The following is a 15,023-nucleotide window of genomic DNA, read 5'->3' on the forward strand; positions in this document are numbered from 1 at the left end:
TTCGCACCTCCCGGTGGAGTCCCCCGCATGCTCATGATGATCTGGCGCCAGTTCGTGATGGAGTGGAAGCTCTACCTCCGGGACAAGGGGGCGATGTTCTGGACCTTCGCCTTCCCGGTGGCGATGCTGCTGGGCTTCGGCATCATCTTCCGGGGCGGGGGCGGGCCGAAGCTGACCGTCGTCTACGTCCAGCCCGCCGCCCAGAGCACCCGCGACGCGGCCCTGCTGAAGGCCATGGACGAGGTGCAGCTGAAGGTCCTGTCCCTGGCGCCGGGGGAGGCGGCGGGCCGCTGGGGCCGGGGCGAGACGGCCGCCGAGGTGCTGCCGGACGGGGACGGCTACCGCATCCGGCTCAACAGCTACCTCATGGCCCAGGGGGGCCCGACGGCGGGGCTCGTGAACCAGGCCTGGCTGCTGGCCCAGGCGCGCCTGAACGGCTCGCCGGAACCCGGGCGGATCCCCTTGAGCGTGGAGAGCCCGGGGGGCAAGAAGGCCTCGAACTACGCGGCCTTCCTCCTGCCGGGCCTCCTGGGCCTCAACCTCCTGAGCATCGGACTCTTCAGCGTGGGCATGGTGAACGTCTCGTACCGGGAGAAGGGCAAGTTCCGGCGCCTGGCGGTGACGCCCCTGCCCAAGTGGGTGTTCCTCATGGGCCAGGTGCTCCAGCGGCTCACGATCTCCCTGGCCCAGGCGGTGGTCCTCCTCGTGGTGGGGTGGCTGGCTTTCGGCATCCGCAACCAGGGGTCCTACCTCGATCTGGTGGTGGTGATGACCCTCGGGACGGCCTGCTTCATGTCCTTCGGCTTCGCCCTCAGCGGGTTCGCGGAGACCTCGGAGACCTACGCGGCCATCGCCAACGTGTTCTTCTTCCCCCTCATGCTCCTCAGCGGCGTCTACTTCACCCTGGACTCCGCCCCGCACTGGCTCCAGCAGTCGGTGGCCTTCCTGCCCCTCTCCCCCTTCCTGAGCACCCTCCGGGCCGTGTTCAACGACGGCGCGGGGCTGGCCGGCCACGGCCTCGGCCTGCTGGTGGTGGCCGCCTGGGCGCTCGGCACCTTCCTCATTGCCGTCCGTCGGTTCCGCTGGAACTGACAGGATTCCGGTTCCATCCCCCACCTGCCGATGGATGGACATGGCGGACCCCGTCCCCCTTCCCGGCGATCCGAACGCCCCCCTCGGTCCGGACCCGTCCCGACAGGCCCGGGAGGCCACCTTCCGCATCGCCGAGGCGGCCCTGGCGGCCACGGACCTGGACCAGCTCTTCGCCTCGGTGCATGAGATCGTCCGCGGCCTCATGCCGGCCGACAACTTCTACATCGCCCTCCACGAACCGGACCAGGGGCTCGTCTCCTTCCCCTACTGGGTCGACCAGATGGAGCCCGCCCAGCCCACCCGGACGTTCGGCCGGGGGCTGACGGAATACGTGCTCAGGACCGGCACGCCGCAGCTGGTGGACGAGGTCCGGCTGGTCCGCCTCCGGCTGGAAGGCGAGATCGATCGGGTCGGCCCCGAGGCCCTGGCCTGGCTCGGCGTGCCGCTCGCGGGGAGCCGGGGGACCTTCGGCGTGCTGGTGGTCCAGAGCTACGGCGGCGGCCACCCCTATGGCCCGGCGGAGCGCGACCTCCTCACCTTCGTCTCCGGCCAGGTGGCCATGGCCATCGAGCGCAAGCGGGCGGAGACGGCCTACCGGCTCACCCGGGCCGCCATCGACCACGCGCGGGAGAGCGTGTTCGGCCTCCAGGAGGACGGCCGCCTCATCTTCGTGAACCAGGCCGCCTGCGACGGCCTGGGCTACACCCGGGACGAGCTGCTCGCCCTGCGGATCATGGACATCGATCCCCGCCTGGACGAGGCCGCCTGGGCCCGGATCTGGCGGGAGGGGCACCAGGGCCAGGGTCTCCTCATCGAGACGACCCAGCGGCGGAAGGACGGCACCTTCCGCCCCGTGGAGGTCTCGCGCAACTTCTTCGTCTTCGAGGGGCGCGAGGTCCTCTTCGCCAACGTCCGGGACATCAGCGAGCGGCAGGCGGCGGAATCCGCCCTGAGGTTCAGCGAGGAGAAGTTCTCCAGGGCCTTCCATGCCAGCCCGGATGCCATCAACATCACCCGGGTCAGCGACGGCACCTACCTGGATGTCAGCGAGGGCTTCACCCGCCTGCTGGGCTGGACGCGCGAGGAGGCGGTGGGACGCAGCGCCCTGGACATGGGCATCTGGGCGGAGCCCTCGGACCGGGAGCGCATGGTGGCCCTCCTCCGCGAGCGCGGCGAGTTCACGAACTTCGAGGCGCCCTTCCGCGGCAGGGACGGCCAGGTCATCATCGGCCTCATGTCCGGCAAGCGCATGGAGGTGGAGGGCGAGCCCTGCCTCCTGACCTTCACCCGGGACATCACCGAGCGGAAGCAGGCCGAGGCGGTCCTCCGCGCCACGGAGCGGCGCCTCTGGACCGTGATGAAGAACTCCCAGGCGGTCATCTTCCAGCTGGACCCGGAAGGCCGGTTCCTGCTCTCGGAGGGACGCGGCCTGGAGGTCCTGGGCCTCAGCCCCGGGCAGGTGGTGGGCCAATCGGCCTTCGACCTCTACCGCGACGACCCGGCTCTGGAGGACCAGCTCAAGCGCGCCCTCGCGGGACAGGGGTCGCGGGAACTGACCCGGGCCGCGGGCCGGATCTTCGACAACGTCCTGACCCCGGTCTTCGACGACGACGGCCGCCTGGACAGCGTCATCGGCATCGCCACGGACGTGACGGAGCAGCAGACGACCCAGGCCGCCCTCCTGGCGGAGCGGAGCCTCTTCGTGGGCGGCCCGGTGATGGTGGTGAAGTGGCGTGCCACCGAAGGCTGGCCGGTGGACTACATCTCCCCGAACATCAAGTCCATCCTGGGCTTCGATCCAGGGGACCTGACCAGCGGGCGCATCTCCTATGATTCCCTCGTGCATCCCGAGGACCTGGTCGCGAACCGGCAGGCTTCGGCAGCCTTCAAGGCGAAGGGGCTCACCCACTACGAGCAGCACTACCGGATCCGCACAGCCTCCGGGGAATACCGCTGGTTCTACGATTTCACGGCGATCGTTCCGGGACCGGACGCCACCCCCGCCTACTACCTGGGCTACCTGCTGGATCTCACCGACCGGCGCCAGGCCGAGGAGGCCGTCCGCCAGGCCCAGAAGCTGGAGAGCCTCGGCGTCCTGGCCGGCGGCATCGCCCACGATTTCAACAACCTCCTGACCGCCGTGCTGGGGAACCTCAACCTGGCCCAGATGTCGCTGGCGAAGGGGAACCCCGCCGAGCCCTACCTGGAGAACATGGAGCGCGGCATCCTCCGGGCCGCGGAGCTGACCAAGCAGATGCTGGCCTACTCCGGGCGCGGCCACTTCATCGTCCAGTTCCAGAACCTGAACCAGGTCGTCCAGGAGTTCACCCACCTCCTGGAGGTCTCGATCTCCAAGAAGGTGGCCCTCCACTTCGACCTCGACCCGGATCTGCCTCCCATCGAGGCCGACGCCGCCCAGATCCAGCAGGTGGTCCTGAACCTGGTCACCAACGCCGCGGACGCCATCGGCGACCGCGAGGGCAGCATCCGCATCCGCACGGGCCTGGAACGGCTGGAGGGGGACCCGCTCCTGGCGGCCGCCCTGCCCGGCCAGGACCTCCCCGCCGGAGCCTACGTGGTGCTGGAGGTGGAGGACACCGGCTGCGGCATGAACCGGGAGGTGCTGGACCGCATCTTCGACCCCTTCTTCACCACCAAGACCACGGGCCGGGGCCTCGGGCTCTCCGCCCTGCTCGGCATCCTCAGGGGCCACAACGCCGGCCTCCGGATCGCCAGCGAGCCCGGCCGCGGATCCAGCTTCCAGCTGTATTTCCCGGCGGCGTCGAACCGCCTCCCCGCGCCAACCGCGGCGACGGCCGAGGCCGGTCCAAGGAGGCTGCGGGGCCGGGTGCTGGTGGTGGACGACGAGGAGCTGATCCTCGAAACCACGGCCATGGCCCTGTCGGCCATCGGGTTCGAGGTGGAGAAGGCCCGGGATGGCCTGGAGGCCGTGGCGCGGGTGGAAGCGGGCCGGGAGGGGCTGGACCTGGTGCTCATGGACCTGACCATGCCCCGGATGGACGGTCGCGAAGCCTTGCTGGCCATCCACCGCCTGGCCCCGGACCTGCCTGTCATCCTCAGCAGCGGATACAACGAGCAGGATTCGCTGCAGGCCTTCGACGGGGAGGGGCCCGCCGCCTTCCTCCAGAAGCCCTACCAGGTCCAGGAGCTCCGCCGGGTGCTCCAGGGTGTGCTGGGGAAGGCCTAGGAACCTCAGCGTCCGGGCTACACTGGGGCCCTGGAGCGCACACGCATGATTGATTCCCACCGGGCCCGCCTTGCGATCTTCTTCACGGTGTTCATGGACCTGCTGGGGTTCGGCATCGTCATCCCGATCCTCCCGCTCTACGCCAAGGCCATCGCCGACCATCCCAGCCCCTGGATGGCCCAGGTGGACCGCTTCCTCGGGCTCGGCGGCGCCGGCACGACCCCCGGCGCCTTCTGGGCGGGCGTGGCCTTCCTGGCCTTCAGCCTCATGCAGTTCATCGCCACGCCCATCCTGGGCCGCGTCTCGGACCTGGTGGGCCGCAAGCCCGTGCTCTGGATCAGCCTGATCGGCACCGCCGTGGGCTACGTCATGCTGGCCCTCACCAGCCGCTTCGAGTGGGTGCTGGCGGCCCGCGTCCTGGACGGCATCACCGGCGGCAACATCTCCGTGGCCCAGGCGGCCATGGCCGACAGCTCGAAACCGGAGGAGCGCTCCAAGGTGATGGGCATGATCGGCGCCGCCTTCGGCCTCGGCTTCGTGCTCGGCCCGGCCCTGGCGGGCGTCCTCAGCGGCAGCGCCATGGGCCTGCGGATGCTGGCGACCCACGGCTGGCATCTGCCCTTCTTCGTGGCGGCGGGCCTCTCCCTGCTGGCCTCCCTCATGGTGATCTTCTGGATGCCCGAGACCCTCACGGACGAGGTCCGGAGCCGGGCCAAGACCGAGGAGAGCCGGGGCCATGCGCTGATCCAGGCCATGAAGCGCCCGGGCATGACCCAGATCATGGCCATCGCCCTCCTCGCCATGGCGGGCTTCTCCATGATGGAGGGAACCTTCGCCCTGCTGGCCCATGCCCGCTTCGACTTCCACCAGCGGGAGGTCGGCTACCTCTTCGCCTACATCGGGATCCTCATCGTGCTCTACCAGGGCGGCCTCGTGCGCATGGTGGCCAAGCGGATCCCCGAGCGCGTCGCCCTCTGGGCGGGCCTGCTCCTGATGGCCCTGTCCCTGCCCTTCCTGCCGACGGCGCCCTGGAAGTGGCCCTTCCTCCTCGTCCTGATCCCCATGGCCTGGGGCAGCGGCATGAACACCACGGCCACCTCCGCGCTCGCCAGCCGGCTCACGCCCGCGGAGGACCAGGGCGGCCTCTTCGGCACCATGAACGCCATGACGGGCCTGGGCCGCATCGTGGGCCCCCTGGCCGGCACCTTCGTCTTCGCCCGGTGGGGCGGCCACGCCACCTACCTGGCCTCCGCCGGCGTGGTGGTCGTGGCCCTCCTGCTCGCCTTCACCCTGCCCCGCAAGGAGCCTGCATGATCCGCCTGGACGGACAGTCCCTCACCGCGCCCCTCCTGGCCCGCATCGCGGCCGGCGAGGGGGTCTCGCTCGACGAGGGGGCCCTGGCGATGGTGGCCGAGAACCGCGCCGTGGTGGACCGCATCGTGGCCGAAGCCCGCACGGTGTACGGCATCAACACCGGCTTCGGGCAGTTCGCCACGGTGGTGATCCCCCCCGACCAGCTCCAGCAGCTGCAGCTCAACCTGGTGCGCAGCCACGCCGCCGGCGTGGGCGAGCCCCTGCCGAAGGACCAGACCCGGGCCCTCATGGCCGCCCGCATCAACTGCCTGCTGAAGGCCCACAGCGGCATCCGGCCCGAGCCCATCCGCCTGCTGGCGGACTGCCTGAACCGCGACGTCGTCCCCGTGGTGCCCAGCCAGGGCAGCGTGGGCGCCAGCGGCGACCTGGCCCCCCTGGCCCACATGGCGCTGCTCCTGGTGGGCGAGGGCCTGGCCTGGGGACCGGCGGGTCTCGTGCCCGGCGGCGCCGCCCTCGCGGAGGCCGGCCTCGCGCCCGTGGTGCTGCAGGCCAAGGAGGGCCTGGCGCTCATCAACGGCACCCAGCTCATCACCGCCCTGGGCAACCTCGCCGTGGCCCGCCTTCAGCGGCTGATCCCCCTCTCCGACGAGATCGCCGCCCTCAGCCTGGAGGCCCTGCGCGGCACCCGGGCCGCCTTCGACCCCCGCATCCACGCGGCCCGGCCCCACCCCGGGCAGATCGCCGTGGCGGACCACATGCGGGAGATCCTGGGCGCGACCAGCGCCATCGCCGAGAGCCACAAGGACTGCCACCGCGTGCAGGACGCCTACAGCCTGCGCTGCATCCCCCAGGTCCACGGCGTCACGCGGGACGCCCTGGCCTTCGCGGGCGCCATCCTGGAGCGGGAGCTGAACGCCGCCACGGACAACCCGATGATCTTCACGGACACGCAGGAATCGCGCTCCGGCGGCAACTTCCACGGCCAGTACCCGGCCTTCGCCTGCGACGTGCTGGCCATCGCCGCCGCCGATCTCGCCAGCATCTCCGAGCGCCGCCAGGAGCGCCTCGTGAACCCCGCCACCAGCGACCTGCCCGCCTTCCTCACCGCCAACGGGGGCCTGGAGTCCGGCTTCATGATGGCCCACGTCACCAGCGCGGCCCTCGTCTCCGAGTTGAAGGGCCTGGCCCAGCCCGCCTGCGTGGACACCATCCCCACCAGCGCCGGCAAGGAGGACCACGTGAGCATGGGCCCCATCGCCGCCCGCAAGCTGCTGCGCGCCGTGGACGGCCTGGAGCAGGTGCTGGCCATCGAGGCCCGCATGGCCCTCGAGGGCGTGCGGCTCGTGGGCCTGGCCCCGGCCGCGGGCCTGGACGCCCTGCGGGGGCGCCTGTCGGCAGCCTGCGCCCCCTGGACCGACCGGCCCATGTTCGAGGAGATCCAGGCCACCTTCCGCGCCCTGCGGGACCACCAGGAGGCCACGGCATGACACCGCCCGTCCCCTGGCGCGCCGCCTGCGAGAAGGCCCTCCGGACCTTCTCCGACGCGGATGCCATCCGCCTGTGGGGCATCGGGCACGAAGTGGAGGGCACCTACCGGCCCATCTTCAACTACCGGTTCGAGCACACCTACGCCGCCGTGCTGCTGGCCCGGTGGCTGGCCCCCGCCACGGGCGCCGATCTGGAAGTCGTGGAGTGTGCGGCCTGGCTGCACGACGTGGCCAAGCGGCTGCGGGATCCGGGCTCGAAGGACACCCACGCGCAGGACGCCTCGGCCCAAGTGGAGGAGATCCTCGCGGACACCGACTTCCCCAAGGCGAAGATCCCCGCGGTGCGCCACGCCATCGAGCGGCACGTGGGCCTGCGGCTCACGAAGCGGCTGGAGCCCCTGGAGACCGCCTGCCTGTGGGACTGCGACAAGCTCAGCAAGATCGGGGCGGCCAGCCTCATCCATTTCGGCTGCATCAGCGGGGCCTTCCAGCCCATCACCACGGCGGAGATCCTGCACCGGGGCGAGGCGTGGATCCCCCTGGCCCGCGGCATCGTGGATTCCCTGAACACGGACCCCGCCCGGGAGGAGGGGCGTCGGCGCCTGGCCTTCCTGGAGGCCCACTACGCCCAGCTCCGCCGGGAATGGTCCGACCCCGCGGAGGTGACGCCCCCATGAGCGGCTTCCTCGAACTCTCCCAGGGCATGGCCATGGCCCTCAAGTCGCTGCAGATGTACACGGCGGCGCACCCCCGCACCCAGGAGGCCGTGGCCGCCTCCCACGCCCAGCTGACCGCCCTCCTGGCCGGCCAGGAGCGGATGCAGTTCGTGGCCAGCGCCGGCCGGGCCTTCGTGGACGGACAGGTGCTGGAGGTCCGCTCCCCCCAGCTCACGTCGCTGATCCGGCAGGTCTCGGAGCGGGGCCTGAACGGCTTCCGGTTCGAGCGGGGCGTCACCGCCGGGGAATACCTGGCCTTCCTCCAGGTGCTCATCCTCAAGCCCCAGCGGATCGAGGAGCAGGGGGGCTTCGAAGCCCTGCTGGCCGCCGAGGGCGTGCAGCACATCAAGGTCTCCCAGACCCGCTACGAGGAAGTGCGCGAGGGCGACGGCGAGGCGGCGGCGGCGCGCGAGACCCGCGCCCCGGCCTTCGATGCCGCCCCGGCGCCGCCCCCTCCCTCGCCCACCCCCTCGCCCGACAGCCTGGTGAAGGTCATCCGGGAGGCGCTGATGGCCGCCCTGGGCGCCGGGGACCGGCCTTCCGGCAGCGGCGAGGCCGGGGGGCTGCAGGCCCTCCTGCCCGCGGACCTGAGCGGCCTCGGCCCCCTGGGCTACCAGCTGGGCCTGGGCGAGGGGATGCCCACGCCGGTGCAGCTGGCGACCCTGCGCCAGGTGCTCATGAGCCTGTCGCCGGAGATGCAGCTGGGCCTGCTGGCGGGCCTGGCCACCCTGCCCCCCCATCCCGAAGGCCTGGCCCTCGGCGTGCGGGCCCTGGCCGGTGAGATGCTCGCGGTGGCCACCAGCTCCATGCTCGGGAAGGGCGCGACCTGGACCCAGCTCCGGGGCCCCCTGCAGGAGATCCTGCGGCCCCTGCCCGACCGCGAGGCCCTGGTGCGCGCCCTGGCGGTCCACCTCCGGTCCATGGGCCAGGACGCCTCGCAGGTGGGGAACCTGCTGAGGCACCTCGACTGGGAGCACCTCAGCCTGGAGGCCCGGCTCCTGAAGGTGCTGGAGGAGGGTCACCTCTTCGAGCTCAGCCACGAGCAGCGGCTGGCCTTCCTGCGGGAGCTGCTGGACCTCCGCCGCTTCGACGAGTTCCTCCGGGTCCAGGACATCCTGCTGGAGGTGCTGCGCTCCGATCTGGTGGAGCTGCGCCTCAAGGCCGTGCAGACCCTGGCCGGCATCGCCCGCTGGGCGGCGGATCCCGGCCTGCCCTTCGAGATCGAGGGTCCCCTGGCCGAGGCCCTGCGCGCCCACTTCGCCTGGGAGTCGGATCCCCCGGTCCACCGCTGGAACGCCGAGGCGCTGGAGGCGCTGCTGGCGGCCCTGGTGCAGCGGGGCGACCTGGTGCATGCCCTCGCGGACCTCTCGGAGCTCCAGGGCCTCTGCGAGTTCCAGGAGGAGCAGGCGGCCTGGCGCAACGATGCCCTGGCCCGGCTCCAGGCGAGCCTGGCCCGCCCCGCCCTGCTGGAGGCCGCGGCCGGGCAGATCTTCCTGCGGGAGCGCGACCAGCTGGCGGCGGAGGTGTACCCCTACTTCCAGGCCCTCGGCGAACCCATGGCCCTGCACCTCATCGGACGCCTGGGCGGCGAGCAGGACCGCACCCGGCGCGGCCGGCTGGTGGAGGCCGTCCGGAGCCTCGGTCCCGCCGCCATCCCGCCCCTGCTGGAGGCCCTGGGCTCGCCGGCCTGGTATCTCGTCCGCAACGCCCTCACCCTGCTGGGGGACCTGGGCGATGCCGGCAGCCTCCCCCCCATCGTGCCCCTGCTGCGGCATCCCGAGCCCCGGGTGCGCCGCACGGCGGTGCGGGCCCTCTGGAAGCTCGGCGGCCCGGCGGCCGAGCCCCACCTGCTGGCCCGGCTGCGGGACACCGATCCCGAGACGCTCCAGGAAGTCCTCTTCGTCCTGGGCCAGATGCGCTCGGAGACGGCCCTGGCCCCCCTCTCCGAGATGGCCCAGGACCGGCGGACCCCCGAACGCACGCGCCTCCAGATGCTGGACGCACTGGCCCACATCGGCTCCCCGAAATCCATCCCGGTCCTCGTGGAGCTGCTGCGCCGCAAGGGGTTCTTCGGCAGCGCCGAGCCCCTGTCCGTGCGCCTCGCCGCGGCCCGGGCCCTGGGGGCCCTGCCCGACCCCGGGGCCCGGGCCCAGCTGCAGAAGATCCTGGACTCGGAACCGAAGGGGGAGGACCGGGACGCCCTCCACCGCACGGTGACGCCATGACCCTGCCCGCCGCCCATCCCGACCCGCGGGAGCTGATGGTGGCCTTCGAGGCCTTCACGGCGGCCTCCCAGCAGCTCCAGGCCCGCTACGAGGCGCTCCAGGGCCAGCTGGGCCAGCTCCAGGGCGAGCTGCAGACGGTGCTCGAGGCGGTCCCCTTCGCCATCTGGGTGCTGGCCGAGGACGGCTCCCTCCGCTTCACCAACCGTCCCGAGGGCCTGGAGGGCACGTTCCTGGAGGGGCCGGCCCCCTGGGAAGCCGGCAGCCCGGCGGGCCTCCGGCGCTTCCAGACCGCCGGCGGGCGGGAGCTGATCTTCGAGGAGGAGCGGCGCGCCGTGCCCCGGGGCGGCACCATCGTCACCCTCCGCGACGTCACCGAGGCCGTGTTCCGCGCCCAGCAGGAATCCCGCGAGGATCGCCTGGCCGCCATGGGCCGGATGGCCGCGGAGCTGGCCCACGAGATCCGCAACCCCCTCGGCAGCCTGGCCCTCTTCTCCGGCATGCTCGTGGAGGACCTGGCCGGCCAGGAGGGCCCCCTCGAACTCGCCCGCAAAATGCAGGAGGGTGTGGGGCGGCTGAACCGGCTGGTGGGCAACACCCTGTCCTTCAGCCGGGACCTCCAGCCCCGGCGCGAAGCCGTCCCCCTGCGGGGGTTCTGGGAGGAGGCCCTGCGTTCCGCCACCCTGGCCGAGAGCGTGCCCTGGGAGAACCGCATCCCCGAGGGCGCGGCCTGGGAGGGGGATCCCGACCTGCTGCGCCAGGTGGCCCAGAACCTCATCCAGAATGCCAACCGGGCCCTGGAGGAGATTCCGAGCCCCCGGGTGGTCCTCGCCGCCGCCGAGGAGGAGGTGGAGGGCCGCCGCTGCTGGCACCTGACCCTGGCGGACAACGGCTGCGGCATCCCCGCCGAGGCGCTGTCCCGGGTCTTCGATCCCTTCTTCAGCACCTTCGGCGGCGGCACGGGCCTGGGCCTGGCGGTGTGCCACCGCATCATGGTGGCGCATGGCGGCCTGCTCTTCCTGGAGAGCCAGGAGGGGCGCGGCACCACCGTGCACCTGAGGCTGGGGGCCGCGCCGAGGTCGTGACGGAAGTCACAAACCATGAGAGCATGGAGGTTTCGCGGAGCCGTCCCATGTCCCTCGTGCACCTCAACCCCGGCAAGCAGGCTCCCGAAGTGGTCAACGCCATCGTCGAGATCCCCACCGGCTCGAGGATCAAGTACGAGATCGACCACCACACCGGCCTCGTCCACGTGGACCGGGTGCTCTTCTCCCCCTTCCACTACCCGGCGGAGTACGGCTTCATCCCCGGCACCCTGGCGGAGGACGGCGATCCGGCGGACATCCTCATCCTCATCAACGGCGCCACCTACCCCGGTGTGGTGATCCGGAGCCGGCCCATCGGCCTGCTCCGGATGCGCGACGAGAACGGCCTCGATTCGAAGGTCCTCGCCGTCGCCACGGACGATCCCACCTACGCCCACGTCACCTCCCGGCGCGACCTCCCGCCCCACTTCCTCCTGGAGGTGGAGCATTTCTTCCTCACCTACAAGGATCTCGAGCGGAAGACCGTCGAGAGCGACGGCTGGGGCGGGAAGGACGAGGCCCAGGCCTTCATCCGGAAGTCCATCGAGGCCTTCAACAAGCAGAAGAAGTAGGCCCTCCATGGCACGGAACGCCGAGGCCACCGGCCTCGTCTGCTTCGACCTGGACGGCACCCTGGTGGATCCCCTGCTCGGCGTCCAGAACTGCCTGCGCAAGACCTGCGAGGCCTTCGGCCTGCCCATGCCGCCGGAGGCCACGGTCCGCGACTGGATCGGCTTCGGCATGCGGGAATCCCTGTCGAGCCTGAAGGGACTGGAGGAACCGGCGCGGCTGGAGGCGGCCCTGGACTTCTACTGGGAGCGCTACCGCGAGGACGGCGTCTTCGAGCACGAGCTGTACCCCGGCGTCTTCCACCTGCTCCACCGCCTCAAGCGGCAGGGCCACCGCATCTACATCGTGTCCGCCAAGCCCAGCCAGTTCGCCCGCCGCATCGCCTACCAGTTCGACCTGAACCTCATCTTCGACGACATCTTCGGCAGCACGCTGAAAGGGAAGTGGCAGCCCAAGACCGAGGTGCTGGCGGGCCTGGCCCGGCAGGGCACCATCTGGGCCGGCGGCGTCTTCATCGGCGACCGGGGCGTGGACATGGAGGGCGCCCGGCGCCACGGCCTGGAGGCCATCGGCGTGGGCTGGGGCTACGGCAGCCGGGCGGAACTCGAAGGGGCGGGGGCCGACCAGATTTTCGACACGGTGCCGGAGCTGGACGCCTGGCTGAGGGTGCGCTTCCCCCAACCGGAGATCCACGACGCCTTCACGCGCTCGGAATAGCGCGGGGTCAACGGCCTGCGGTGGCCCAGCGGGTGCCCGGCGGGGGGTCGAACCGGAAGGTGGCCGGCGAGGGGGTGGGCGGCACCCGGGGATCCACCAGTTCCAGCCGCTGCCGGGCGCCGGTGGGATCGGTCCAGGTCAGGGCCTTGAGAAGGCCGTTCCGGCCCTCGACGTGCACCTCGGGCAGGCCGGGCTCCCGGGGGACGAGGCGGACCCCCTCGCCGGGCAGCGCCTCGGGGCGGAACAGGAGGCCGATGCGGGCCGGCTCGAGGAGGAGACCCAGGAGGGGGAAGTCCCGCACGGCCTGGATCAGGTCCATCCGCTGGGCCGTACGGGTGTCGGGGTCGTACTGCACGAGCTCCCGCCCGTCGGCCAGCACGCGCAGGCCAGAGGCGTAGTCCACCCGGAGCCGTCCGCCCCGGGCCAGGACCAGGGTCCCGGTCTGGCTGAGCTTGCCGAAGACCGCGCTGTCGCTCTCCTGGGTGAACCGGGCCGCCAGGGCCGGCTTCCGGGGCAGCTCCCGCCACCAGGCGGGCAGCGCCGCGGCGCACGGCAGGGCCGTCAGCAGGACCAGGGCGGACCGGCGCACCTCAGGACCGCTTCAGCTCGACGGAGAGCTTGGCCGTGGCGCCCTTCGCGGGCACGGGCCGGTGGACCTGGCCCTCGGCCACCACCTCGCCCCGGGCCCGGAGCTGCACCACCACCTCCAGTTCCTGGCCCTCCAGGTCGGCCGGCACCTCCAGGCGCAGCACCGAGGGCGCACCGGAGCGGCCCACGAGGGTGAGCTCGCCCAGCAGGGAGCTGAGGGCCTCCTTCGCATCGGGGCCCTTCGACTTGGGGGCGGGCTTGCGGGCCTCCACCTTGAGGCCCGCCAGGGCCGCCAGGGGATCGGCCTTGGGCCGGTGGGCGGGTTTCGCCTCCGGCACCACGGGCTCCAGGGGGGGAATGGGCGCCACCACGACCGCCGACGGCTCGGCGGCGACTGCCTCGGCGGGTTCGGCGGGGGCCGCTTCGGGCGCGGGCACCTCGTCGAAGGTCGGCAGCTCGCGGGTCTCCAGGGCCGCCGCGAGCTCCGGGGAGGCCTCCGCCACCACGGCCCCCTCGGGCGGCTCCGGTAGCACCGGGGCCTCGATGAAGAAGCTGTCGTCGTCGTCATCCTCGTCCGCCAGCGGCCCCGGCGGCAGCTCCGCCCCGGAGGCGGCCCGGGGGGCCTCCATGTCCAGGAGGTCGGTCACGGAGGGCAGGTCGGAGAGGGTGAGGGCCTCCACGCTGGGCCTGGGCGCCGGGGGGGGCGGGACGACGGGCGCCGGGGCCGGGGCCTCCGGGGCGGCCTGGCCCTCGCCGAGCACGTGGGTCTTGATGTGGGACAGGGCCAGCCGGGTGATGCCGCGGAGGGTCTCGAAGACCCCCGAGCCGTCCGAGGCCACGGACTGGAAGCTGGGCACGCCCCGGGTGTTGAAGATCGACTCGAGCTCCTCCACCGGCACCACGTTCTTCAGGTCCCGCTTGTTCCACTGGTAGACCAGCGGCAGGTCATCGATCTGGAGGCCGAGCTCCCTCAGGTTCTCGGCGAGGTTCTGATAGCTCTCGCGGCAGGCGTCCAGCATGGCGGTCTGGCTGTCCACCACGAAGACGATGCCGTCCACCCCCTTGAGCACGAGCTTGCGGGTGCTGTTGTAGAACACCTGGCCCGGCACCGTGTAGAGCTGGAGCTTGGTCTTGAATCCGCCCACCATGCCCACGTCCATGGGCAGCAGGTCGAAGAAGAGCGTGCGGTCCGTCTCGGTGTTGAGGCTGACCATCTCGCCGCGGGCCTTCTGGCTCGTCTTGCCGTAGATGGTGTTGAGGTTGGTGGTCTTCCCGCACAGACCCGGGCCGTAGTAGACGATCTTCGCCGTCATCTGCCGCGTGGCGTGATTGAAGAAAACCATCCTTGAGTCCTCGTTTCGGGGATGAGAAAGCATAGCCCGGGCCGAAGCCCGGGCTCAACCTAAGTTCCCGTTGTTAAGAAGAATTAAGGGAGGGTCTTCAGGGCGGCCAGCACTTCCTGGGCGTGGCCGGCGGGATTCACGCCCTGGAACACCTTGCGGATGACACCCGCCCGGTCCACGAGGAAGGTGGTGCGCTTGGCCCACCCGAGCACGGGCATGCGCACGCCGTAGGCGTCGATGATCCGGTGGTCCGCATCCGCCACGAGCCGGAAGGGGAGGTGGAACTTCTCCGCGAAGGCCTTGTGGCTCGCGACATCATCGGCGCTCACGCCCAGGATCACGGCCCCGGTGGCCTGGATGGCGGCGTAGCCGTCCCGGAAGCTGCAGGCCTCCGTGGTGCAGCCGGGGGTCTCGTCCTTGGGGTAGAAGTAGAGCACCACGGGCTTGCCCTTGAAGTCGGCCAGGGCGACGGGATGCCCGTCCTGGTCGAGGGACTGGAAGGCGGGGGCGGGCTGGCCCACCACGGGCATGGCCGCCCGGGCGCTGCCGGCCAGCAGGGTGAGGATGGACACGAGGGTTCCTTTCAGGAGTGGGCGCATGGGCCTCCTTTCGCTCAAAGGCGAGGATTCGCCATACTCGATCAGATGCCGCGGAAGGTCCATCCGGTTCGCGGAATCGCAG

11 protein-coding genes and 1 pseudogene are annotated in these 15,023 nt (G+C 71.6%); 9 read left to right on the forward strand and 3 right to left on the reverse strand.

What is annotated here, in order from left to right; genetic code table 11:
- Positions 1-27: 27 nt before the first annotated feature.
- Genes QSJ33_RS14925 through QSJ33_RS14965 form a run of 9 tightly spaced genes read left to right on the forward strand, consistent with a single transcriptional unit; the run spans position 28 to position 12,411 of the window.
- Complete coding sequence (locus QSJ33_RS14925) at positions 28-1,092, forward strand: ABC transporter permease (protein WP_285727652.1); 1,065 nt, start codon at positions 28-30, stop codon at positions 1,090-1,092.
- Positions 1,093-1,132: 40 nt separating this feature from the next.
- Positions 1,133-4,300 (forward strand): PAS domain S-box protein, encoded by a 3,168-nt coding sequence (locus QSJ33_RS14930; RefSeq protein WP_285727654.1) that lies wholly within the window; start codon positions 1,133-1,135, stop codon positions 4,298-4,300.
- A 45-nt stretch (positions 4,301-4,345) separates the two neighbouring features.
- Positions 4,346-5,614 (forward strand): MFS transporter, encoded by a 1,269-nt coding sequence (locus QSJ33_RS14935; protein ID WP_285727655.1) that lies wholly within the window; start codon positions 4,346-4,348, stop codon positions 5,612-5,614.
- Entirely contained in the window at positions 5,611-7,101 is a 1,491-nt protein-coding gene (gene hutH / locus QSJ33_RS14940; protein ID WP_285727657.1) for a histidine ammonia-lyase, read from the forward strand. The genes QSJ33_RS14935 and hutH overlap by 4 nt, the downstream gene beginning before the upstream one ends.
- Positions 7,098-7,778, forward strand: a complete 681-nt coding sequence (locus tag QSJ33_RS14945; protein WP_285727659.1) for an HD domain-containing protein — start codon at positions 7,098-7,100, stop codon at positions 7,776-7,778. The genes hutH and QSJ33_RS14945 overlap by 4 nt, the downstream gene beginning before the upstream one ends.
- Positions 7,775-10,042 carry a HEAT repeat domain-containing protein gene (locus QSJ33_RS14950; protein ID WP_285727662.1) on the forward strand — a complete coding sequence of 756 codons (2,268 nt, stop codon included), beginning with the start codon at positions 7,775-7,777 and terminating at the stop codon, positions 10,040-10,042. Before QSJ33_RS14945 ends, QSJ33_RS14950 begins: the two co-directional genes overlap by 4 nt.
- Positions 10,039-11,124, forward strand: a complete 1,086-nt coding sequence (locus QSJ33_RS14955) for a sensor histidine kinase (RefSeq protein ID WP_285727665.1) — start codon at positions 10,039-10,041, stop codon at positions 11,122-11,124. Before QSJ33_RS14950 ends, QSJ33_RS14955 begins: the two co-directional genes overlap by 4 nt.
- Before the next feature lie 47 nt (positions 11,125-11,171).
- Positions 11,172-11,696, forward strand: coding sequence for an inorganic diphosphatase (locus QSJ33_RS14960; protein WP_285727668.1), 525 nt, complete (start codon positions 11,172-11,174; stop codon positions 11,694-11,696).
- A 7-nt stretch (positions 11,697-11,703) separates the two neighbouring features.
- Positions 11,704-12,411, forward strand: a complete 708-nt coding sequence (locus QSJ33_RS14965) for an HAD hydrolase-like protein (RefSeq protein WP_285727670.1) — start codon at positions 11,704-11,706, stop codon at positions 12,409-12,411.
- 7 nt (positions 12,412-12,418) lie between these two features.
- Here the strand turns inward: QSJ33_RS14965 and QSJ33_RS14970 are convergent, their stop codons facing one another.
- The 3 genes and pseudogenes from QSJ33_RS14970 to QSJ33_RS14980 form a co-directional block, all read right to left on the reverse strand.
- Entirely contained in the window at positions 12,419-13,000 is a 582-nt protein-coding gene (locus tag QSJ33_RS14970; RefSeq protein WP_285727672.1) for a LolA family protein, read from the reverse strand.
- A 766-nt stretch (positions 13,001-13,766) separates the two neighbouring features.
- Positions 13,767-14,342 (reverse strand): annotated as a pseudogene (locus tag QSJ33_RS15615) (GTP-binding protein); the annotation flags it as partial.
- Between the two features lie 83 nt (positions 14,343-14,425).
- A complete protein-coding gene (locus QSJ33_RS14980) occupies positions 14,426-14,941 on the reverse strand; it encodes a peroxiredoxin (RefSeq protein ID WP_285727676.1) in 516 nt (171 codons plus the stop codon).
- Positions 14,942-15,023: the final 82 nt, after the last annotated feature.

The sequence above is a fragment of the Geothrix rubra genome (assembly GCF_030268065.1).
Classification (GTDB): Bacteria; Acidobacteriota; Holophagae; order Holophagales; family Holophagaceae; genus Geothrix; species Geothrix rubra.

Coding starts and splice junctions, on each gene's coding strand:
- QSJ33_RS14980 (WP_285727676.1), bottom strand. CDS start 14,941: ATGCGCCCACTCCTGAAAGGAACCCTCGTGTCCATCCTCACCCTGCTG.
- hutH (WP_285727657.1), top strand. CDS start 5,611: ATGATCCGCCTGGACGGACAGTCCCTCACCGCGCCCCTCCTGGCCCGC.
- QSJ33_RS14925 (WP_285727652.1), top strand. CDS start 28: ATGCTCATGATGATCTGGCGCCAGTTCGTGATGGAGTGGAAGCTCTAC.
- QSJ33_RS14950 (WP_285727662.1), top strand. CDS start 7,775: ATGAGCGGCTTCCTCGAACTCTCCCAGGGCATGGCCATGGCCCTCAAG.
- QSJ33_RS14965 (WP_285727670.1), top strand. CDS start 11,704: ATGGCACGGAACGCCGAGGCCACCGGCCTCGTCTGCTTCGACCTGGAC.
- QSJ33_RS14945 (WP_285727659.1), top strand. CDS start 7,098: ATGACACCGCCCGTCCCCTGGCGCGCCGCCTGCGAGAAGGCCCTCCGG.
- QSJ33_RS14960 (WP_285727668.1), top strand. CDS start 11,172: ATGTCCCTCGTGCACCTCAACCCCGGCAAGCAGGCTCCCGAAGTGGTC.
- QSJ33_RS14935 (WP_285727655.1), top strand. CDS start 4,346: ATGATTGATTCCCACCGGGCCCGCCTTGCGATCTTCTTCACGGTGTTC.
- QSJ33_RS14930 (WP_285727654.1), top strand. CDS start 1,133: ATGGCGGACCCCGTCCCCCTTCCCGGCGATCCGAACGCCCCCCTCGGT.
- QSJ33_RS14955 (WP_285727665.1), top strand. CDS start 10,039: ATGACCCTGCCCGCCGCCCATCCCGACCCGCGGGAGCTGATGGTGGCC.